Source organism: Salmonella sp. 3C (assembly GCF_025426275.1).
GTDB lineage: Bacteria > Pseudomonadota > Gammaproteobacteria > Enterobacterales > Enterobacteriaceae > Salmonella > Salmonella enterica.
Genome location: NZ_CP104858.1, coordinates 4260331 through 4281885, shown reverse-complemented (window position 1 = coordinate 4281885; position 21555 = coordinate 4260331). Strand labels below are relative to the sequence as shown.

The following is a 21555-nucleotide window of genomic DNA, read 5'->3' as shown; positions in this document are numbered from 1 at the left end:
CTTACACTTCCTTTTAGTTATCCTGCATCAGGGCGTAATAACGCGACCTGTACGACGATCCAGACACCGCAGCGTATTGGGTTCCCAATAGGCGTTGATGTTGGCGCTTTGCTCGCATTTATCGCGGTTATCAAAGGCGGCATCGGCTTTGTCCCACTCTTTTTCTGCGCGGGTATTCACTTTCTGGCGCAGACTGCGAGTGTCGTTCCATTGTTCCTTTTCCATCGCCGCTTCCTGACGACTTTGTGCGCTATCTCCCGATTCAATCACCAGTTTACTGGTTTCAGCGAATGCGGAAGTAGTATATACAACGGCCGCCAACGTAAGCATTGCCGTCAGGCACAGGCGTTTGCTCAGCGTATTGTTCATCACAACATCCTTTCATTAGAGGGGAAAAAGCGGTAAACCACCTGTAAATTCTACACCAATCCTTATGCCTGGCATATACACAAGAATGGCCGGATAACCGTAACGATATTCTGTTGTATTATCACTTATCATTTCGTAACCAAATGAATCTCATGCTAAAGACGACTCTGCTTTTCTTTGTCACCGCCCTCTGTGAAATCATTGGATGTTTTCTTACCTGGCTATGGATTAAGCGCGGCGCCAGCGTGTGGTGGCTTCTGCCCGCCGCTGCGTCACTTGCGTTATTCGTCTGGCTTTTGACCTTGCATCCGGCGGCGAGTGGGCGGGTTTATGCGGCTTACGGTGGGGTATATGTCTGTACTGCGCTCCTGTGGTTACGTGTTGTCGATGGCGTCCGGCTCACGGTTTATGACTGGTGCGGCGCGCCGATCGCGCTGTGTGGAATGCTGATTATCGTCGTCGGATGGGGACGTACGTAACATTGCCGCGCGACCAGAACATTTTGTGATCTGGCAGCGCTTTTTGCATCAATATACTTGTATGGTAGTAGCTCGGTTGGGTAAATTTCCTGCATCCCATAATGCGATGTAAGGAATAAAAATGAAGATTGTAGGGGCTGAAGTTTTTGTTACGTGTCCAGGGCGTAACTTCGTCACCTTAAAGATAACCACGGAAGACGGGATCACCGGTCTGGGGGATGCCACCCTGAACGGACGCGAGCTCCCGGTGGCCTCGTACCTTACCGATCACCTGTGCCCACAGCTCATCAGGCGGGATGCTCGCCGCATCGAAGATATTTGGCAGTTCTTCTACAAAGGCGCGTACTGGCGCCGTGGCCCTGTCACCATGTCCGCCATTTCCGCGGTTGATATGGCGCTATGGGATATTAAAGCCAAAGCCGCCAATATGCCGTTGTATCAGTTACTCGGCGGCGCTTCGCGTGAAGGCGTCATGGTGTATTGCCATACCACAGGCCACACCATCGACGATGTGCTGGAAGACTACGCGCGTCATAAAGAGCAAGGGTTCAAAGCAATCCGCGTGCAGTGCGGCGTTCCGGGGATGAAAACCACCTACGGCATGGCGAAAGGCAAGGGGCTGGCCTATGAGCCCGCGACAAAAGGCCAGTGGCCGGAAGAACAATTGTGGTCAACAGAAAAGTATCTCGATTTTACGCCAAAGCTGTTTGACGCCGTGCGTAATACGTTCGGTTTTAATGAACATCTTCTGCACGATATGCATCACCGACTGACGCCTATTGAGGCTGCCCGCTTTGGCAAAAGTATTGAAGACTATCGTTTGTTCTGGATGGAAGACCCGACGCCGGCTGAAAATCAGGCGTGCTTCCGCCTCATCCGCCAGCATACGGTCACGCCGATTGCCGTAGGCGAAGTCTTTAACAGTATCTGGGATTGCAAACAGCTCATTGAAGAGCAATTGATTGACTATATCCGCACCACGCTTACCCATGCCGGTGGTATTACCGGGATGCGCCGCATTGCCGATTTTGCCTCGCTCTACCAGGTGCGTACCGGTTCGCATGGGCCGTCCGATCTGTCGCCGGTTTGTATGGCCGCTGCATTACATTTCGACCTGTGGGTGCCTAACTTTGGCGTGCAGGAGTTTATGGGCTACTCCGAACAGATGCTGGAGGTTTTCCCGCATAACTGGACGTTCGAGGGCGGCTATATGCATCCGGGCGACAAGCCAGGACTGGGCATTGAGTTCGATGAAAAACTGGCGGCGAAATATCCGTACGATCCAGCCTATTTGCCGGTGGCCCGCCTGGAAGACGGCACACTGTGGAACTGGTAAGGAGCGAAAAATGAAAAGCATCGTAATCGAAAAACCGAATACATTAACTATCGAAACGCGCGCGCTTCCGCAGCCTGCGCCGGGCGAAGTTCGCATTAAAGTGAAACTGGCGGGTATCTGCGGTTCCGATAGCCATATTTATCGGGGACATAATCCCTTTGCAAAATATCCCCGTGTCATAGGCCATGAATTTTTCGGTGTCATCGACGCGGTAGGCGACAACGTCAATCGCGACCGGATAGGAGAACGGGTATCCGTCGATCCGGTGATCAGTTGCGGGCATTGTTACCCTTGTTCAGTCGGTAAACCCAATGTGTGTACCTCGCTGGTGGTGCTGGGCGTGCATCGTGACGGCGGTTTCAGCGAGTATGCGGTGGCGCCGGCCCGTAATGCTCATCGCATACCGGACAGCATCGCAGATCATCATGCCGTCATGGTTGAGCCGTTTACCATTGCGGCAAATGTGACGGGGTAGGTGAATCCGACCGAGCAGGACGTGGCGCTTATCTATGGCGCAGGCCCGATGGGACTGACGACCGTACAGGCGCTGAAGGGGGTTTATCAGGTTAAAACGGTCATAGTCGTTGATCGCATTGAAGAGCGTTTAGCGATGGCGAAGCAGAGCGGCGCTGACTGGACCCTCAATAATGGTCAACATTCACTGGCGGAATTTCTACAGCAGAAGGCGCTAAAACCGACCTTGATTGTCGATGCCGCCTGTCATCCCGCTATCCTGCAAGAGGCGATTACCCTTGCATCGCCTGCGGCACGCATTGTCCTGATGGGATTTTCCAGCGACCCGTGTGAGATTGTACAGCAGGGTATTACCGGAAAAGAGCTGGCTATTTATTCATCGCGTCTTAATGCCAATAAATTCCCGGTCGTGATTGACTGGCTGAATAAAGGGCTTATTGATCCGGATAAGCTGATAACGCATACATTTGATTATCAACATGTCACCGACGCGATTGAGCTTTTCGAGAAAGACCAGCGTCAATGCTGCAAAGTCTTACTCACGTTTGCGAAATAATATAAATAATTGCGAGTAAGTGGTACGCATCTTACCTCTTAGAGATTGCCTATATGACACAAATAAAGCATGAACGATCGACTCAGGATTTAGTGCGCGCTGCCGTATCTGGCTGGTTAGGCACCGCGCTTGAATTTATGGATTTTCAGTTATATTCACTAGGCGCGGCTCTGGTCTTCCATGAGATATTTTTTCCGGAACAGTCTGCCGCGATGGCGCTTATTCTGGCAATGGGCACCTATGGTGCAGGTTATATAGCCAGAATTATCGGCGCCTTTGTTTTTGGTAAAATGGGCGACCGAATCGGACGAAAAAAGTATTGTTTATTACCATCACCATGATGGGGATCTGCACCACGCTGATTGGCGTACTGCCGACGTATGCGCAAATCGGCATTTTTGCGCCAGTATTACTGGTGACATTGCGAATTATACAGGGGCTGGGCGCCGGGGCGGAAATTTCCGGCGCGGGTACCATGCTGGCCGAGTATGCGCCGAAAGGAAAGCGTGGCATCATTTCCTCGCTGGTCGCGATGGGCACCAATTGCGGTACGTTGAGCGCGACGGCGATCTGGGCGGTGATGTTCTTTGCGCTTGAACGCGAACAACTGATCGCCTGGGGATGGCGTATTCCTTTCCTGGCGAGCGTCGTTGTCATGATATTCGCGATCTGGCTGCGAATGAATCTGAAAGAAAGCCCGGTATTCGAAAAAGTAAGCGAAGGCGAAAAATCGCCAGCGTTAACGCCTGCGTCAGAAAATACATTGGGCGCGATGTTTACCAGCAAATCTTTCTGGCTGGCCACCGGTTTACGTTTTGGGCAGGCGGGCAATTCCGGGCTTATTCAAACCTTCCTTGCCGGATATTTAGTTCAGACGTTATTATTTAACAAATCTATCCCAACCGATGCGTTAATGATAAGTTCCGTAATTGGTTTTATCACTATCCCACTCTTGGGGTGGTTGTCCGATAAATACGGTCGTCGGCTGCCGTATATAATATTGAATATCTCCGCGATTATCCTCGCCTGGCCGATGCTGTCTATTGTGGTAGATAAAACGTATAGCCCTGGCGTAATTATGGCGGCGCTCATTGTTATTCATAACTTTGCCGTGCTGGAATTATTTGCGCTGGAAAACATCACCATGGCGGAAATTTTCGGATCGCGTAATCGCTTCACCCGGATGGCGATTTCAAAAGAGGCAGGGGGGCTGGTGGCGGTCGGTTTTGGCCCCGTCCTCGCAGGGATCTTTTGTAACATGACCGATTCCTGGCTGCCCATCTTAATTATGCTGGTGCTCTACTCGTGTATTGGTCTGATTTCTGCGCTGTTGATGCCGGAGGTCAGAGATCGCGATCTGAGCTTGCCTGAGGATGCGGCGGAAGCGACAGCGGCAGAGAAGTTACGCCACTCCGCAACTCAGACGAGTTAAATCGTGTTGGCGGTATGGCCGGAACGCTAATGCGGTTTCGGCCATGCTGCCCGGTCACTTTTGTTTAATTAGCGTAAATCCAAATGCACCAGGGCAGGCGTTACTCTGCGATTGTTCCGCTTTCAGAATATAGAGGTTATAAAATGCAAAACAGGCTTTTATCGGCAAAGGCGACGCTTCCTGATTACGATCGTGCGGCGCTGGCGGCGCGGATGGTCCATCTCGGTTTTGGCGCGTTTCATCGCGCGCATCAGGGGGTTTATACAGATATTCTGGCTGCGGAGCAGCATAGCGACTGGGGCTATTATGAGGTTAATCTTATTGGCGGCGAACAACAGATTGCCGATCTAAAGCAGCAGGATAACCTCTATACCGTGGCGGAGATGTCGGCGGAAGCCTGGACGGCGCGTGTGGTGGGCGTCGTCAAAGCGGCGTTGCATGTCCAGGTTGATGGTCTGGAACGTGTGCTGGCGGCGATGTGCGAACCGCAAATAGCGATTGTGTCTCTGACCATTACCGAGAAAGGGTATTGTCATTCGCCAGCTACGGGCCAACTTCTGCTGGAACATCCCATGATTGCCGCCGACCTGCAAAATCCGCATCAACCGCTAACGGCACCGGGTATTATTGTTGAAGCGTTAGCGCGTCGTAAAGCCGCAGGCTTACCGGCATTTACCGTGATGTCCTGCGACAACATGCCGGAAAATGGGCATGTGACGCGTCAGGTTGTGACGGCTTACGCCCGGGAGGTGGATGCGGAACTGGCGATATGGATCGAGCAAAACGTGACATTTCCGTCAACCATGGTTGATCGGATTGTCCCTGCGGTCACGCCGGAGACGCTGGATAAAATCGAACAACTGACCGGCGTGCGCGATCCGGCGGGCGTTGCCTGTGAACCGTTTCGCCAGTGGGTGATAGAAGATACGTTTGTGGCGGGGCGTCCGCTGTGGGAAAACGCGGGCGCGACGTTGGTCGCCGACGTGGTTCCGTTTGAAGAGATGAAACTGCGAATGCTTAACGGCAGTCATTCATTCCTGGCTTATCTGGGGTATCTTGCCGGCTATCAGCATATTAATGACTGCATGGCTGACGACAACTATCGTCTGACCGCGCAGGCGTTAATGTTACGCGAGCAGGCGCCAACGCTGAAAGTCCAGGGGGTAGATTTACAGCGTTATGCCGATCAGTTGATTGCGCGTTACCGTAATCCGGCGCTGCGTCATCGTACTTGGCAGATTGCGATGGATGGCAGCCAGAAACTTCCGCAGCGTATGCTGGACTCCGTTCGCTGGCATCTTGCTAATCATAGCGATTTTGATTTGCTGGCGCTGGGCGTGGCGGGGTGGATGCGTTACGTTGGCGGCGTGGATGAGCAGGGTAAGGCGATCGACGTCAGCGATCCGCTATTGCCGGTTATTCAGCGCGCCGTGGCAAACAGTGAAGAAGGCGCCAGTCGTGTTAAGGCGCTGCCGGGAATGGCTGAAATTTTCGGCAACGATTTGCCGCAGGCGGCGCGGTTTACGCAAAAAGTGCAAGAAGCCTATGACAGTTTACTGACATATGGCGCGAAAGCGAGCATGGCGAAATATGCCGAGCGCTTGAAATAGCGTAACAGAGACCCGGTAGCATTATGCTACCGGGAAGGCCGGAACGGTTCCTGGCGGCCTGTGGTATCAGTTCATGCCAAGACGAATCAATTCGACCGGCGCGAATTTACCTTCACAACCTTCGACAATCACCGTTTTGCCGCGGCGAATTTGACCTGCATCCAGACCTTCGCTCTCAATGGCTTTGATAATCCCGGTATGGCCCGTGCCGCTTATCATGACCCGGCTACCGGTAGTGATTGCGTTACGGTTACGATCGTATGTCATCATGGTGTTTTCTCCTTTCAAACTTACTGCCAAAGCCCGCAGGTTTCCCCGCATGACGGGCGACATATAAATACGCTTATCGTTGCGGATTTTTTTTGTTTTTGATCAAGCTCACGGCTTTTTAGGCGGGAATGTGCAGGGTGAGAAAGCGGAGAAGGCGTCTCACCCCGACGTTAAAGGGGGTTACTCTTCGCTAAACCAGCCGCTGTTTTCCTGACGGATAAGCTGAACGGATTCGCTAATTTCCTGCAAATGCTGGGTCATTGCGCTCTCAACCGCATTGCCGTCACGATTTTCCAGCGCGGAGAAAATATCATGGTGCTGGCGCAACAACATCTCCGGCGGAGAAACATGATCCAGACTCATATAGCGAACCCGGTCGATTGTCGCTTTGATATTTTCAATGGTATTCCACGCTAACTGGCAATCGGCGATCTGCGCCAGCTTTTGGTGGAAATCGTCATCAAGCTGGAAAAAATCATCAATCTGTTTGCGCTCGATGGCAATATGTTGCAGGTGCAGGTTTTGCGCCAGTTGATAGCACTGGTTGTCGGTGATCATCGCCGCCGCACGGCGGACCACCGCGCATTCGATCGCCTGCCGAACAAAGCAGCCATTCTGTACCTGAGAAAGCGAAATCTTATTCACATAACTACCGCGCTGAGGGCGGATCTGAATCAACCCATTTTCCGCCAGCTTTATAAAAGCCTCGCGCACCGGTTGACGCGAAACGTTAAAACGGGTTGAGACCTCTTTTTCTGATAGCGGCGTGCCAGGCGGGATCAGACAATGCACGATATCACGCCGAAGAATACGGTAAATTTGCTGGTTGACAGGCTGTGTAGGGTTAAGCTGCGTTTCGACGGTCATTCATTCTTACTTTTTAGGCGGTTGACCCGGATACTCTACCACTTTTCCGTGGCGGTCTATACCGATCATGTTCTTGGTTGCAGATACGTTTGCCAGGGATTACCCGGCCCGCAGACCGGGTATAACCTCTTAGCTACGGTGGACGCTGAGCCCTGCGAAAGATTGGGTAACAGGCATCATTTCAACGGTATTAATATTCACATGCGCGGGGAGTGTGGCCACCCACCATACCGCTTCGGTAATGTCTTCTGGCGTGAGCGCGGTGGTATTTTCGTAGGTTTTACCCGCTTTCTCATCGTCGCCTTTGAAACGGACGCTGGAAAACTCGGTACCGCCAACCAGGCCCGGTTCAATGTCGGTCACGCGAACCGCCGTGCCGTGTAAATCCGTGCGCAAATTCAGGCTAAACTGGCGCACAAAGGCTTTCGTCGCGCCATAGACGTTGCCACCAGCATAAGGCCAACTGCCGGCGGTTGAACCGATGTTAATGATATGACCGCGATTACGTTCGACCATTCCTGGCAGCACGGCGCGGGTCATATAAATTAAGCCTTTATTATTAGTATCGATCATAGTTTCCCAGTCTTCTACGCTGGCTTTATGCGCCGGTTCAAGACCCAGCGCCAGACCGGCGTTATTGACCAGCACATCAATATCGCGCCACTGCGCAGGCAGAGAGGCCATCATCTCTTCGATGGCCGCGCGGTTGCGCACGTCCAGTTGGGCGGTCAATACGTTCTCGCCAAGCTCATCTTTTAACGCTTGCAGGCGTTCATGACGACGTCCCGTGGCAATGACTTTATGTCCATTCTCAACAAAACGGCGTGCAATGCACTCGCCAAACCCTGCGGTTGCTCCAGTTACTAAAACGATCATCACACAGTTCCTCAACGCTTTTTGTGTTGTATTACCATAGCACGCGGCGTTTATGAAAGGGTAATCCTGGTTAACACGGTTGCGGTCAGCATAGGGGGAAGCTTACTCTTATGATCAACCTATTTTCAGGAGTGAAAAATGTCGACGAATCCTTTGTTAGACCAGAGTATGTTGCCCTATCAGGCACCGCGTTTTGATCGGATCAAAGATTGCCATTATCGTCCTGCTTTTGATGAGGGCGTTCGGCAAAAACGCGTGGAAATCGAGGCCATCGTCAATCATCCGGCGGCCCCTGACTTTACGAATACGCTTCTGGCGCTGGAGCAAAGCGGGGCGCTTCTGTCACGCGTCACCAGCATTTTTTTCGCGATGACGGCCGCGCACACTAACGATGAACTCCAGCGGTTGGATGAGGCCTTTTCTGCCGAGCTGGCGGCGCTCTCCAACGATATTTATCTGAATAGCGCGTTATTCGCTCGCGTGGATGCCGTCTGGCAACAGCGTCACTCACTGGGGCTGGATGATGAGTCGCTACGGTTGGTCGATGTGATCCATCAGCGTTTTGTGTTGGCAGGCGCGCAGCTTGCCGAAGAGGATAAAGCGCAACTGAAGGTATTGAATACTGAATCCGCGACCTTAATGAGTCAGTTTAATCAGCGTCTGCTGGCGGCAAGTAAAGCGGGCGGGCTGGCGGTCGATGACGCGCATTGCCTGGCAGGATTAAGCCCGGAAGAAATGACCGTCGCTGCTGAAGCGGCGCGTGAAAAAGGCCTGGAGGAGCGCTGGTTCATTCCGCTCCTTAATACGACGCAACAGCCTGCGCTTGCTACGCTGCGCGATCGCCAGACTCGCGAAAATTTATTCGCAGCGTCATGGACTCGGGCGGAAAAAGGAGATGCCCACGATACCCGCGCTATCGTTCAGCGTCTGGTAGAGATTCGTCGCTGTCAGGCAAAACTGCTGGGTTTCCCCAATTATGCCGCATGGAAAATGGCCGATCAGATGGCGAAAACGCCGCAAGCCGCACTGAGCTTTATGCGTGGCATTGTGCCGCCAGCGCGTCAGCGTGTACTCAATGAACAGGCGGAAATTCAGAACGTCATATTTATGGGGTTAAATTGTCTGAATATAAAGAGGGCGTGCATTCGGATTTTTCTACTTATTTTCCCGTGGTGGCTTGATTGCCAAAGATTTATTACCGCTTCGCTGCTGATGTTTTAAAAAATATATTTTCCGCCATGTGATGGTATTATGTAAATAATGCAGAAATGAATTTGACACTGCGCACAGGGCGACTAGATTTAGAACTGTATCACATGATATGAGAAGACATATCATATTTAAAACGCAACATCATCATGAGGATTATATTATGGCAGAACATCGCGGCGGTTCCGGTAATTTTGCAGAAGATAAAGAGAAAGCCTCAGAAGCAGGTCGTAAAGGCGGCCAGCATAGCGGTGGGAACTTTAAAAACGACCCACAACGTGCATCTGAAGCGGGTAAAAAAGGTGGCCAGAATAGCCACAGTGGCGGACGGAAATCCGGCAATTAATTTTACTCCTGATATTTCGTAAATATATTCTGAAATATTGCATATACGATGCGGGCCATAGGCTCGCATTTTTTTATTCTGACCGGGAGTTGTTCTGACCGGTCAGATGAAATTATTGTTTATGCTTTCTTCGTTAACAGAAAAAGCAATTCAGCGAGGGCGAAGTGTACGCATTTTTCTAATACTTCCTGACAATCTCCGTTGAAATGTTGTCGGCTTGTAAAAGTTGTATTGTTAATATTCCAGGCAAACCAAACGGTGCCCGCCGGCGTGCCATCTTCGCCGCCTTCCGGACCGCCATAGCCGCTGATCGCTATGCTGATATTGACCTCAGCCTGATCCTTAGCGCCCTGTGCCATTTCAGTAACGACCGCTTCGCTGACGGCGGTATGTTCGGCAAGGCTGTGGCGTTGTACGCGTAAGATTTTTGCTTTGGCTTCATCAGTAAAGGTGACATACCCCACACCGTAAAATGAGGGCGTATCTTCTGCTGCGCACAATGCTGAAGCCAGTTTCCCGCCAGTGCAGGATTCTGCAGTGGTCAGACGGAGTTTCTGGTTAACCAGTAAATCACCAAGTTTTTTTGTCAGGCTATCGACGGATTCGGCTTCATCAAGGGTGACAATATCGTGCTGTTCTAATCTCATCGTTTATTTTTCCGTTACCAGAGACAAAAGAAATCTGTTCGTTCTTCTCAAGTATGGCATATTTATTTTATGACATTGTCAGTGAATGATTATTTTATCCAGTTACCAACAAACCCGCTGTTGCATAACTTGCTTACTTTCTTACGGCGATGACTGTCATTGATTATGCGTAAGGCCATTATCCTCAAAAAATAAAGCCGATTAATCTGAATTGCTATCAAAACGTTGATGCATATGACTTCAGCTATGTGGCAAGTTCTCTATTACGCCGTTACGCTTTCGCGCTCACCGGCGCTGATGTCGGTTGCATATTAATCCGGATGGGTTGATTTTATTGCTTAATATTCTGCGGGTAAATTCATGTTTGTAAAAACTAAAAATAGCGGCCAGACTTAATACGTCAAATAGACGTTATTAAGGAGAGAGCATGAAACTACAGGTGGCTGCATTTTTAAGTTTTCTGATAATGCCTTACGCGCTAGCGGAAGATCAGGGGGGATTAAAAAAAGACGTGGCACCGCCGCCGCCTCATGCTATTGAGGATGGTTATCGCGGTACGGATGATGCAGAAAAAATGACCATCGAACAGGCAAAAACCCTGCATGATGGCGCGACCGTTTCGCTGCGCGGCAACCTTATTGATCATAAAGGTGACGATCGCTATGTATTTCGTGATAAATCCGGCGAGATTAACGTGATAATTCCTTCCGCCGTATTTGATGGGCGGGAAGTTCAGCCGGATCAAATGATCAACATTAACGGTAGTCTGGACAAGAAAGCGAAGGAACCGCTTGTCCGCGTGAACCGACTGCAAAAATAACGCGCGCTAACCGGCAATCTCCAGGTCAGCCATACGGGGCACGCGGCTGGCCTGATACCATGGGTCTTGTAAAAGCGCCTGGGGGACAAAAGGTCCCATAATGTCTTATTCAGGTCTGGTTGCGTATCGTTTAAGCTTCATTGATATTGACGGTGCTACAGTCGTTAGCGATCCGTTATCCTCGCAAGAATTTGCCCGGTAGCGTATAAGCAAAACACAAATCTATCCATGCAAGCATTTACCGCTGGTGAACCGGCGGTTTTTTTTTGCCTGCCATCCAGACAAAAGCGGCCCCTTGCGCAACGATGCAGCAAGGGGCCGGCTCTGCGAGGGATTATCTCCGTTCATTAATCATCCCATTTATGACTGAACCAGGCGGCCAGAAATCCGGAAAATAAAATAATTCCTAATACAACGATAAAAAGGTTAATACTGCCTAACATCTCGTTTCTCCTTATTTTAGCGTGCATCCTCTTTTTTAAAAAACCTCGTACAGACTATAGTACTAATTTATACTTAAGCAAAGTCTGAATTGCGTATTTATTTTACTGGAAGGGTAAAGCATTAGAATATTTTCGTCAGCGCCCAGGAATATTCCTGAATTACCGCAGTGACAGCAGATAATTAGCCTGCAATATATAGGGTTAACCCGGTGCGCCAGAAACGGCGCACATGACTGGCTGCAGATAATTAACAGGTGATAGCCTGTTGCGTAGGGGTAATCCGCATTCCTTTTAACATCAGTGCCCATGCGAACACAATGGCGATTATCAGGACAACGAAAAGCGACCAGGCGGGAAGCGTCGTCAGGATGACGCCGCTGACCAGCGGGTTTACCGCCGCACCCAGCCAGCCCAGCGATTGCGCTGAAAAATAGCTGGCTTTCATCCCGGCAGGCGCAATGTTGTCAATTAACATATATTCGCCGGGGGCATAAATAATTTCGCCAATCGTGAATACTGCCGCTGAAAGCCCCCAAAAAAACAGATTGTCGCCTGAAAAAATAAATCCGATGAGCCCGGCGATAAAAAAGACGGTGCCGGTCGTCATCATTGGTCGAATATTGACGGCGGTAAGTCGACGGCCCACGGCGTATTGCAAACTGACCACAATAACCGCATTAACCGGCAGGACGACGGCTACCACTTTTTCCGCGAAGCCGCTATCGGCAACGACCATAACGTACTGTGAAATACAGGACGCAAAGGCCCCCCCACAAAGGAGGCCAGAAATGCCGAAAGCGTAAACCACAATAATGCTTTGTCGCGCAGCAGAACGGAGGGAGACCAGATAGCGGCATTTTTCCCCTCGCTGGCGGCAACCGATCGTGTCACCCATACCTGAATAAAGACCAGCGGGAATGCGGAACAGATGGCGGCAAGCCAGAAGGGTAAATTGATGCTTTGCATCACCAGCAGCGTGCCGAGCGGCGGGCCAACCGTCCAGCCGATATTGAGTACGGTATAATTGAGCGAAAAAATCCGTGTTTTTGTTGTCGCGGTGAGGTTATCGGCGAACCAGGCCTTCAGGACGGTAGAAAAAACCGAATAGGCGCAGTTAATAAGCGCAAAAAGCAGGACAACCAGTACGACATTATGCACCATTGGGATGGCGATAAATCCGCAGGCGAAGGCGATAATCGCGAGTAACATGTAGCGCTTTTTATCAAACTTGTCCGCCAGAATCCCAAAGCCAAGACTAAAGATGACGCCGATCGTTAACGCGCTGGTCAGCGCGTAGCCAATCAGATCCACGCCTAAACCGTACTGACGGTTAAGATAGATGGTCATAAAGGGGAGCGTGGCACCGCGTCCAATTGTCAATAACAGCGATGAGGCGAGTAGAGCCAACGTCGAACGTCTCAATCCTGGATTCATTTTTCCTGCCTGAAATGGAGGTTACGTATCGGGACGTTTTAATCTACCGTGCCCGCAAAAGCATGATGTCTATACGCTATAGCGTAGTCTTAACATACCATAACGCAGGATTTTGCCCATCGTGTGTTGTTCAATGCCATGCTCACGGTAAAAAGAAAAGTCCTGTTATGGCGCACTGATTTCCGATAACTTACCTTTTTACAAAATTTTAATAATGACAGGGGCCGATGATGTCGCGTAAAGACGGTTTTTTGGCGTTACTGGTGGTTGTCGTATGGGGGCTCAATTTTGTTGTCATCAAAGTAGGCCTGCACCATATGCCGCCATTATTGCTGGCAGGATTACGATTTTTACTGGTGGCGTTTCCGGCAATTTTCTTTGTCGCCCGGCCTAAAGTCCCGCTTACGCTGTTGCTGGGCTATGGGCTGACGATAAGCTTTGGGCAGTTCGCCTTTCTCTTTTGCGCGATAAAGTTTGGTATGCCCGCAGGACTGGCGTCGTTGGTATTACAGGCGCAGGCCTTTTTTACCATGGCTTTGGGGGCGTTTGTTTTTAGTGAGCGGTTACAACGTAAGCAGTTAGCGGGGATCGCCCTGGCGATTATAGGTGTACTGGTATTGATTGAAGCCAGTCTCAACGGACAGCATATAGCGATGTCGGGATTTATGCTGACTCTGGCGGCGGCATTTAGCTGGGCCTGCGGCAATATCTTTAATAAAAAAATTATGCAGCATAGTCCGCGCCCGGCGGTGATGTCGCTGGTGGTCTGGAGCGCGCTGATCCCGATCCTGCCGTTCCTGCTGTCATCGCTGCTACTGGAGGGGGCGGATCACATTACGCAAAGCCTTATTACCATCGATATGACGACGATATTGTCGCTGCTTTATCTGGCTTTTGTCGCCACTATACTTGGCTACGGCATCTGGGGCGCGTTACTGGGGCGCTATGAGACCTGGCGCGTGGCGCCGTTATCATTGCTGGTGCCGGTAGTCGGGCTGGCGAGCGCCGCGGTGTTACTCGGGGAAACGTTGACCGGGATGCAGCTTGCGGGCGCAGTACTGATTATGGCTGGACTCTATATCAATGTGTTTGGATTTCGTGTGCGCCGTACTGCCCGCGTCAGGGGATGAGGCATTATGTTACTAAGAAGACAAACGCTAATTTCAGACCATGCCGCGAGGTAATAGCGGCGGACTTGTCATCGCCAGACGGTACTAAAAAAATGCCCCGCAAAACGGGGCAAAGAGGTTAAAGGTGTTGGTCGTTATAATAGGGCACGCCTAATTCATCTGACTTATCGCTGTTCACGCTCACGGGGTGAAGGTCATTTGGCGGATCGCCTACACAGGGCAGCAGCATCACATCGCGGCTATTTTGCGCCACAGGTAACAAAGTTTGTTCTGCAATGCCATATCCGGAGGCGATAAGTAACAGACCCGGCAGGGCGGGAAACAGCATTTTCATAGTGCTCTTCGCGTGGCGCATAAACAAACTAGTAGTTGCCATGGTTCAGCGGCAGCATATACCGTGATTCGCCATGCATATTGGTGATCCGGTATTTGTGTGGCGGCACATCAAAGTAGTTTTTGAACGTCCGGGTCAATGTTTGCTGTGACTCAAAGCCATAGCGTTCCGCCAGATAGAGAATGGGCTCGTTGCTCTCTTTTAATTTTTGCGCGATTTCCGTCATTTTACGGCTGCGGATGTATTGGCCTAATGAATGACCGGTCTCTTTTTTAAACATCCGTTGCAGGTGCCATTTGGAATATCCTGAACGCTCAGACACTTTTTCCAGTGAGAGCGGCGACTCCAGGTTATCCTCGATCCAGTCCAAAATGCTATGAATAGTAATAGCGTCAGTGTTGCGTCTGGACATCGTCATACCTCTTTTTTGTCTACGGCAGAATTTTCTTGAGCAAATACTCAAGCGTTGCCACTTCGTCCGCCGTTAAGTTTTTTGTTAATTCCTGATGCAGGTCTTGCCCTGGTCGTTGATGACATTGCTCACAAATTGCCGCGCCGTCCGGCGTTAGCTTCACCAGTACGCCGCGTTTGTCATTAGGATTCGGCAGTCTTTCGATCCAGCCTTTGCACAGCAGGCGGTCGAGCATTCGCGTCAATGCGCCGAGATCGACAGACAGCACTTTTTTAAGTTCAACCGGGGTAATACATCCCGCGCAACGTATCGAGCAAAGCACTTTAAACTGTGTTGCGGTGATATCCAGCGGGGATAAATAGTTATTTAACAGGCGATCTTTTTTTTGATTTACCATGTAGATCAAGCGACCCAGCGGAATGATTTCATTGAACAGATCACTGGTGCTTTTCAAAATGGTTGCCCCGGCAAGTAATTAATTTCGTCAGATACTATTTCCCAGGCAAGTATAAGTCAACTAAATGAATTGGCCAATGCCACGATTTGCTAAAAGGCGTCCGGGGTATTGTGCTGTGATAACTTGTAACTAATTGATAATTACAGGTTATAGGTTGTAAAGAATATTGACTTGCACACTGGCGAAATGGCGCGCCTGGGCAATATCACTTTATACTTCCGGTTCATGAAACGCTGATGGGTAAGAGATAGTATTATGATGGATTTGTTTAAAGCGATTGGATTGGGGCTGGTCGTACTGCTCCCGTTAGCCAATCCGCTAACCACCGTGGCGCTGTTTCTTGGCCTTGCGGGCAATATGAATAGTGCGGAACGCAACCGGCAGTCCTATATGGCTTCGGTTTATGTCTTCGCTATTATGATGGTGGCGTACTACGCCGGGCAGTTAGTTATGAACACCTTCGGTATTTCGATTCCAGGGCTACGGATCGCCGGGGGGTTAATCGTGGCGTTTATCGGCTTCAGAATGCTTTTCCCGCAGCAGAAGGCGCATGAGTCGCCGGAAGCGAAAAGCAAATCGGAGGAGCTGGCAGACGAACCGACGGCTAATATTGCATTTGTTCCACTGGCTATGCCAAGCACCGCAGGACCGGGGACCATCGCAATGATCATCAGTTCCGCTTCCACGGTGCGTCATGGCGGCGAGTTTCCCGACTGGGTCATTATGGTCGCGCCGCCGATTATTTTTTTTGCCGTGGCGGTGATCCTGTGGGGATGCTTACGCAGTTCTGGCGCTATTATGCGGCTGGTGGGTAAAGGGGGGATTGAAGCGATCTCCCGCTTAATGGGATTCCTGCTGGTGTGTATGGGCGTGCAATTTATTATCAACGGCGTGTTGGAAATTATTAAAACGTACCACTAAGGCGCATTTTCGTCTGCCGGAAACCTGTTCCCGGCAGACGAATGTCTTAATGCGGTTGTTCTTCCAGCGTCACTGGCCATTTGCGGAATATGAGCACAGCCCATACCAGCGCGGCACAGGCGGGTATGGCGCCAATATAGCCGATGGCCGACATTGACCAGTGCAAACTCACCTGATTGCCTACCAGCGCGCCAGCGCCAATACCAATATTAAAGATGCCTGAAAATAGCGCCATTGCGACATCGGTCGCGTCCGGGGCCAGCGCCAGTACTTTCACCTGCATACCGAGCCCTATCACCATAATCGCGATGCCCCAGAAAATGCTCAGTATGGCCAGATGCGCTTCGCTATCCGCCGCAGGCAGCAGCAGAAGCAGACAGACAACCAGCAGGGCAATAGCGATACTGACGAGCGACGAGGCATGGCGATTACCCAGTTTACCAAACACGAGGCTGCCGATGATCCCGGCGCCGCCGAGGATCAGTAACAGGACGGTAGCAAAATTCGCACTGAGCCCGGCGACATTCTGAACGAACGGTTCAATATAGCTATAAGCTGTGTAATGCGCAGTCACCACAACGACGGTCAGCACATAGAGGCTCATCAGCGCCGGGCGCCGGAATAGCAAAGGTAAACTTTTTAGTGAGCCGGAATGCTCGCTCGGCAATTTCGGTAGAAGCTTAATCAGACATAGCAGCGTAATTAATGCGCCCATGCCGATGGCAAAAAAGGTGGTGCGCCAGCCAAAATACTGACCAACAACGCGACCTATCGGCAGCCCAAGCACCATGGCCAACGCGGTGCCGGTCGCTATCAGACTTAATGCCTGCGCGCGTTTCCCGGCAGGGGCCAGGCGGATCGCCAGCGAGGCGGTTATCGACCAGAAAATAGCGTGGGCGAAAGCGATACCAATACGGCTAATGACCAGCACGGTAAAGTTCCATGCCAGAAAGGAGAGCACATGGCTGGCAATAAACAAAACAAACAGACAAATTAGTAGCTTACGGCGCTCCATTTGACTGGTAAGAAGCATAAAAGGCAGCGACATGACGGCAACTACCCAGGCGTAAATGGTTAGCATGATGCCGACCTGCGCGGTTTGCATATGAAAGCTTTCAGCAATGTCTGATAGCAAACCAACCGGCACAAATTCTGTGGTATTGAAAATAAAAGCGGCAATAGCAAGCGTAACTACCCGTAGCCACGCGACCTTGCGGGAAACTGGATTGATTGTCATAAAAATATTTCGGGTTAGTTGCGAGAAGGTGAGGCCGCGATCTTAAAACGTTTACTGGCGAAAAGACAATCATTTTGTGACCTGCTTCTCATTTACTTCGCAGGACGTTTCGTCTTCAGTCGACGCTCGCCAGTTGGGCGTTAAGTAACTCGATAAAGGCCTCAAGCTGACGCGTCATCGCCCCGCGCCGCCACATTAGCCATGTGTTAAGCCAGCGCCACTTCTCCGCCAGCGGCCAGGCTTCCACCTGATGATGTCCTGGCATACTGTTGAGCATACTTGCTGGCATCAGCGCAATACCTGCGCCGGCAATTACGCACGCCAACATTCCATGATATGACTCCATTTCGTGAATCGTACCGGGGGTCGCGCCATCGGCATGAAACCAGCTTTCGAAATGCCGTCGGTAAGAACAGTTGGCGCGAAAAGCATAGATGTTATAACCATTCACCTCGCTGGCCCGCGAAACGACGGAATGGCCGTGTGGCGCGACGATCATCATCTCTTCCTGGTAAGCCGGTATACCTTCCAGCCCCGGATGCATTAGCGGGCCATCAATAAAGGCGGCGTTCAGCTTTCCCTCGAGCACGCCATCCAGCATGGCGCCGGAAGGACCGGTCGTTAACGCGAACTGAATTTTAGGGTAACGCTGGTTATAACCCGCCAGCAGCGCGGGGATACGTACGGCGGCAGTACTTTCTAACGCGCCGAGTGAAAACAGTCCTTGCGGTTCCTCTCCGGCAACCACCATGCGGGCTTCATCGACCAGCGCCAGGATCTGCTGGCTGTAACGTAAAAAGTTATGCCCGGCTGGTGACAGCCTGAGTCGCTGGTTTTCGCGAATAAACAGAGAGACGCCCAGGTCGGCTTCAAGCTGGCGGATACGCGTGGTCAGGTTGGACGGAACGCGGTGTACTTTTGCCGCCGCCTGCGTAATGCTGCCCGTCAGAGCGACAGCGTTAAACATTTCCAGTTGCGTCAGGTCCATGGTTTTCTTAATTCGTGAATAGTCTGGTTAATATTATTCATTTTTCAGAAATGGTAAAGGGCGTCATGATGGTACAACTCCCCTGATAACGAGAGAAAGAACATGACCATGATGACTGCAACACAGGCGTTATCCGTTAATCCTGCGACCGGCCAGACGCTGGCGGCAATGCCCTGGGCTAACGCGCAAGAGATTGAACATGCGCTGAGTCTGGCGGCGAGCGGTTTCAAAAAGTGGAAAATGACATCAGTAGCGCAACGGGCGCAAACATTACGCGATATTGGTCAGGCGCTTCGCGCTCATGCAGAAGAGATGGCGCAATGTATTACGCGTGAAATGGGTAAACCCATAAAGCAGGCGCGTGCGGAAGTGACGAAATCCGCCGCGTTATGCGACTGGTATGCGGAACATGGCCCGGCAATGCTGAATCCTGAGCCTACGCTGGTAGAAAATCAGCAGGCGGTGATTGAATACCGTCCGCTGGGCGTCATTCTGGCGATAATGCCGTGGAATTTTCCTTTATGGCAGGTGTTACGCGGGGCAGTGCCGATACTGTTGGCGGGGAATAGCTACTTGTTAAAACATGCGCCCAATGTCACGGGTTGCGCGCAGATGATAGCCCGAATCTTGACGGAAGCCGGTACTCCCGCTGGCGTCTATGGATGGGTGAACGCCAATAATGAGGGCGTGAGTCAGATGATTAACGATCCGCGAATCGCGGCGGTGACGGTGACCGGTAGCGTGCGCGCCGGCGCGGCGATTGGCGCTCAGGCTGGGGCGGCGCTGAAAAAGTGCGTACTGGAACTGGGGGGCTCGGATCCGTTTATTGTACTCAATGATGCCGATCTCGAGCTGGCGGTAAAAGCTGCGGTTGCAGGACGCTATCAAAACACCGGACAAGTCTGCGCCGCCGCCAAACGTTTTATTGTCGAAGAGGGCATTGCGCAGGCGTTTACCGATCGTTTTGTGGCGGCTGCCGCAGCATTAAAGATAGGTGATCCTCTGGTTGAAGAGAATGACCTGGGGCCGATGGCGCGCTTTGATTTGCGTGATGAACTCCATCAACAGGTGCAGGCTTCCGTCGCCGAAGGCGCACGGCTACTGTTGGGCGGGGAGAAAATCGCCGGGGAGGGCAACTATTATGCCGCGACCGTTCTGGCGGATGTTACACCTGACATGACTGCATTTCGTCAGGAACTTTTTGGGCCTGTTGCCGCCATTACCGTCGCAAAAGATGCGGCGCACGCCCTCGCGCTGGCGAATGACAGTGAGTTTGGCCTGTCGGCGACGATCTTTACCGCCGACGATACGCTGGCCGCGGAGATGGCGGCGCGTCTTGAGTGCGGCGGGGTATTCATTAATGGGTACAGCGCCAGCGATGCGCGTGTGGCATTCGGCGGGGTGAAGAAAAGTGGCTTCGGTCGCGAGCTTTCGCACTTTGGTTTACACGAATTTTGTAATGTGCAGACCGTCTGGAAGAACCGCGTCTAATTGCCCTGACGTCGCGTGGCGCCCTCTGCTATACTCGCAGGCCTTTTCAGACCTGCGAGCAAGGAGCATGTTGTGGCCTGGGCCATGGATAATGCAATTTTAGAGACGATTTTACAGCGCGTTCGCCCCCTCATTGGCCAGGGCAAAGTCGCTGCCTATATTCCGGCATTAGCGTCCGTCGAGGGTTCAAAGCTGGGGATAGCGATTTGTACCGTGGACGGGCAGCATTATCAGGCGGGCGATGCGCACGAACGCTTCTCTATTCAGTCTATTTCGAAAGTGCTCAGTCTGGTGGTGACGATGCGTCATTATCCGGAAGAGGAGATCTGGCAGCGCGTCGGAAAAGATCCTTCCGGCTCGCCGTTCAATTCGTTGGTTCAGTTAGAGATGGAACAAGGCATCCCGCGTAATCCATTTATTAATGCGGGCGCGCTGGTGGTATGCGACATGTTGCAAGGCCGGCTTAGCGCGCCGCGTCAGCGGATGCTGGAAGTTGTGCGCGCGCTTTGCGGCGTATCGGATATTACGTATGACGCTACGGTCGCGCGCTCTGAATTTGAGCATTCCGCCCGTAACGCCGCTATTGCCTGGCTGATGAAATCATTCGGTAATTTTCATCATGATGTGCCTACCGTGTTGCAAAATTACTTCCACTACTGTGCGTTGAAAATGAGCTGCATGGAACTGGCGAGGACGTTTGTCTTTCTGGCGAATCAGGGCGAGGCGTTTCATCTCGACGAGCCGGTAGTGACCCCCATGCAGGCCCGGCAAATTAATGCGCTAATGGCGACCAGCGGGATGTATCAGAATGCCGGAGAGTTTGCCTGGCGGGTAGGATTGCCCGCTAAATCCGGCGTGGGCGGTGGTATTGTCGCCATTGTGCCGCATGAAATGGCGATTGCCGTCTGGAGTCCGGAGCTGGATCCTGCGGGAAACTCTCTGGCAGGTATCGCCGCGCTTGAACAATTAACACAAACGTTAGGACGTTCGGTATACTGATGAATGCGCTTGAACCGCTCTTTGCCCGCCTGGCGCGATCGACATTTCGTTCGCGTTTTCGTCTCGGGATAAAAGAAAGACAATATTGCTGGGATAAAGGCGCGGAGGTGATTGATAAACACGCCGCCGATTTTATCGCCCAGCGACTGGCGCCAGCTCACCCGGCGAATGATGGTAAGCAAACGCCGATGCGGGGCCATCCGGTATTTATCGCGCAACATGCGACGGCAACCTGCTGTCGCGGGTGCCTGGCGAAGTGGCACCAGATTCCTCAGGGAGAACCGCTGAGCGAAGCGCAGCAACAGTATATTGTCAGCGTTATCCATTACTGGCTGGTCATACAAATGAATCAGCGGTAGAGCAGCGCGTCGTTGCTGACGCTTTCCCCGATAAATCACCCTATACCACTGATAGCAGC

At 51.6% G+C, this 21555-nt stretch carries 21 protein-coding genes and 4 pseudogenes; 13 read left to right on the top strand and 12 right to left on the bottom strand.

The features are described from left to right. Positions 1-27: 27 nt before the first annotated feature. Positions 28-369 carry a DUF1283 family protein gene (locus tag N7E69_RS20685; RefSeq protein WP_001066440.1) on the bottom strand — a complete coding sequence of 114 codons (342 nt, stop codon included), beginning with the start codon at positions 367-369 and terminating at the stop codon, positions 28-30. Between the two features lie 152 nt (positions 370-521). On the opposite strand from N7E69_RS20685, the gene N7E69_RS20680 reads away from it, so the two are divergent. The 5 genes and pseudogenes from N7E69_RS20680 to N7E69_RS20660 all read left to right on the top strand — a co-directional run bounded on the left by N7E69_RS20680 (position 522) and on the right by N7E69_RS20660 (position 6256). Beyond that, a complete protein-coding gene (locus tag N7E69_RS20680) occupies positions 522-848 on the top strand; it encodes a YnfA family protein (protein ID WP_000921391.1) in 327 nt (108 codons plus the stop codon). 121 nt (positions 849-969) lie between these two features. Continuing rightward, positions 970-2184 carry a starvation-sensing protein RspA gene (gene rspA, locus N7E69_RS20675; protein WP_108610894.1) on the top strand — a complete coding sequence of 405 codons (1215 nt, stop codon included), beginning with the start codon at positions 970-972 and terminating at the stop codon, positions 2182-2184. Between the two features lie 10 nt (positions 2185-2194). Beyond that, positions 2195-3214, top strand: a pseudogene (locus N7E69_RS20670) (Zn-dependent oxidoreductase). Positions 3215-3267: 53 nt separating this feature from the next. Further along, a pseudogene (locus N7E69_RS20665) lies at positions 3268-4646 on the top strand (MFS transporter). A 143-nt stretch (positions 4647-4789) separates the two neighbouring features. Next, complete coding sequence (locus tag N7E69_RS20660) at positions 4790-6256, top strand: mannitol dehydrogenase family protein (protein WP_001181259.1); 1467 nt, start codon at positions 4790-4792, stop codon at positions 6254-6256. 66 nt (positions 6257-6322) lie between these two features. Here N7E69_RS20660 and ydfZ read toward each other — a convergent pair whose 3' ends face one another. From ydfZ to ydfG, 3 genes are all read right to left on the bottom strand, one after another. Further along, a complete protein-coding gene (ydfZ, locus tag N7E69_RS20655; RefSeq protein ID WP_000989267.1) occupies positions 6323-6526 on the bottom strand; it encodes a putative selenium delivery protein YdfZ in 204 nt (67 codons plus the stop codon). A gap of 180 nt (positions 6527-6706) precedes the next feature. Next, a complete protein-coding gene (locus tag N7E69_RS20650) occupies positions 6707-7393 on the bottom strand; it encodes a GntR family transcriptional regulator (RefSeq protein WP_000215566.1) in 687 nt (228 codons plus the stop codon). A gap of 129 nt (positions 7394-7522) precedes the next feature. Then, the gene (gene ydfG, locus N7E69_RS20645) at positions 7523-8269 is read right to left on the bottom strand and encodes a bifunctional NADP-dependent 3-hydroxy acid dehydrogenase/3-hydroxypropionate dehydrogenase YdfG (protein ID WP_000636564.1); all 747 of its coding nucleotides are present in this window, start codon (positions 8267-8269) and stop codon (positions 7523-7525) included. A gap of 138 nt (positions 8270-8407) precedes the next feature. Between ydfG and N7E69_RS20640 the strand changes: the two are divergent. Next, a pseudogene (locus N7E69_RS20640) lies at positions 8408-9373 on the top strand (M3 family metallopeptidase); the annotation flags it as partial. 268 nt (positions 9374-9641) lie between these two features. After that, on the top strand, positions 9642-9824 hold the full coding sequence (locus N7E69_RS20635; protein ID WP_000807642.1) for a general stress protein: 183 nt from the start codon (positions 9642-9644) through the stop codon (positions 9822-9824). Positions 9825-9943: 119 nt separating this feature from the next. On the opposite strand, the gene N7E69_RS20630 is transcribed toward N7E69_RS20635, so the two are convergent. Further along, a complete protein-coding gene (locus N7E69_RS20630; protein WP_001235355.1) occupies positions 9944-10471 on the bottom strand; it encodes a 2-oxo-tetronate isomerase in 528 nt (175 codons plus the stop codon). 427 nt (positions 10472-10898) lie between these two features. Between N7E69_RS20630 and N7E69_RS20625 the strand changes: the two genes are divergently transcribed. Beyond that, on the top strand, positions 10899-11291 hold the full coding sequence (locus N7E69_RS20625) for a YdeI family stress tolerance OB fold protein (protein WP_000776351.1): 393 nt from the start codon (positions 10899-10901) through the stop codon (positions 11289-11291). 347 nt (positions 11292-11638) lie between these two features. On the opposite strand, the gene mgtS is transcribed toward N7E69_RS20625, so the two are convergent. Together mgtS and ydeE are read right to left on the bottom strand one after the other, a co-directional pair. After that, positions 11639-11734: a protein MgtS gene (mgtS, locus tag N7E69_RS20620; protein ID WP_000901531.1), complete on the bottom strand. Its 96-nt coding sequence runs from the start codon at positions 11732-11734 to the stop codon at positions 11639-11641. 247 nt (positions 11735-11981) lie between these two features. Continuing rightward, a pseudogene (ydeE, locus tag N7E69_RS20615) lies at positions 11982-13168 on the bottom strand (efflux MFS transporter YdeE). 227 nt (positions 13169-13395) lie between these two features. On the opposite strand from ydeE, the gene eamA reads away from it, so the two are divergent. Further along, positions 13396-14298, top strand: a complete 903-nt coding sequence (eamA, locus tag N7E69_RS20610; protein ID WP_000987750.1) for an O-acetylserine/cysteine exporter — start codon at positions 13396-13398, stop codon at positions 14296-14298. Positions 14299-14416: 118 nt separating this feature from the next. Here the strand turns inward: eamA and marB are convergent, their stop codons facing one another. The 3 genes from marB to marR are packed head-to-tail and all read right to left on the bottom strand — an operon-like array spanning position 14417 to position 15498. After that, complete coding sequence (marB, locus tag N7E69_RS20605; RefSeq protein WP_000783049.1) at positions 14417-14632, bottom strand: multiple antibiotic resistance protein MarB; 216 nt, start codon at positions 14630-14632, stop codon at positions 14417-14419. Positions 14633-14660: 28 nt separating this feature from the next. After that, positions 14661-15044: an MDR efflux pump AcrAB transcriptional activator MarA gene (gene marA / locus N7E69_RS20600; protein WP_000091194.1), complete on the bottom strand. Its 384-nt coding sequence runs from the start codon at positions 15042-15044 to the stop codon at positions 14661-14663. 19 nt (positions 15045-15063) lie between these two features. Continuing rightward, entirely contained in the window at positions 15064-15498 is a 435-nt protein-coding gene (marR, locus tag N7E69_RS20595) for a multiple antibiotic resistance transcriptional regulator MarR (protein ID WP_000843434.1), read from the bottom strand. Between the two features lie 258 nt (positions 15499-15756). Here marR and N7E69_RS20590 point away from each other — a divergent pair, with 258 nt between their 5' ends. Next, a complete protein-coding gene (locus N7E69_RS20590; protein ID WP_000968967.1) occupies positions 15757-16422 on the top strand; it encodes a MarC family NAAT transporter in 666 nt (221 codons plus the stop codon). Between the two features lie 46 nt (positions 16423-16468). Here the strand turns inward: N7E69_RS20590 and N7E69_RS20585 are convergent, their stop codons facing one another. Next, positions 16469-17659: a sugar transporter gene (locus tag N7E69_RS20585; RefSeq protein WP_000154617.1), complete on the bottom strand. Its 1191-nt coding sequence runs from the start codon at positions 17657-17659 to the stop codon at positions 16469-16471. A 115-nt stretch (positions 17660-17774) separates the two neighbouring features. Beyond that, positions 17775-18647, bottom strand: a complete 873-nt coding sequence (gene ptrR, locus N7E69_RS20580; RefSeq protein ID WP_000366539.1) for a putrescine utilization regulator PtrR — start codon at positions 18645-18647, stop codon at positions 17775-17777. 102 nt (positions 18648-18749) lie between these two features. Here ptrR and sad point away from each other — a divergent pair, with 102 nt between their 5' ends. From sad to N7E69_RS20565, 3 genes are all read left to right on the top strand, one after another. Next, a complete protein-coding gene (sad, locus tag N7E69_RS20575) occupies positions 18750-20138 on the top strand; it encodes a succinate-semialdehyde dehydrogenase (protein WP_000178407.1) in 1389 nt (462 codons plus the stop codon). A 72-nt stretch (positions 20139-20210) separates the two neighbouring features. Further along, positions 20211-21137 carry a glutaminase B gene (gene glsB, locus N7E69_RS20570; RefSeq protein ID WP_000312239.1) on the top strand — a complete coding sequence of 309 codons (927 nt, stop codon included), beginning with the start codon at positions 20211-20213 and terminating at the stop codon, positions 21135-21137. Then, positions 21137-21496, top strand: coding sequence for a DUF4186 domain-containing protein (locus N7E69_RS20565; protein WP_000992449.1), 360 nt, complete (start codon positions 21137-21139; stop codon positions 21494-21496). The genes glsB and N7E69_RS20565 overlap by 1 nt, the downstream gene beginning before the upstream one ends. Positions 21497-21555 lie beyond the last annotated feature (59 nt).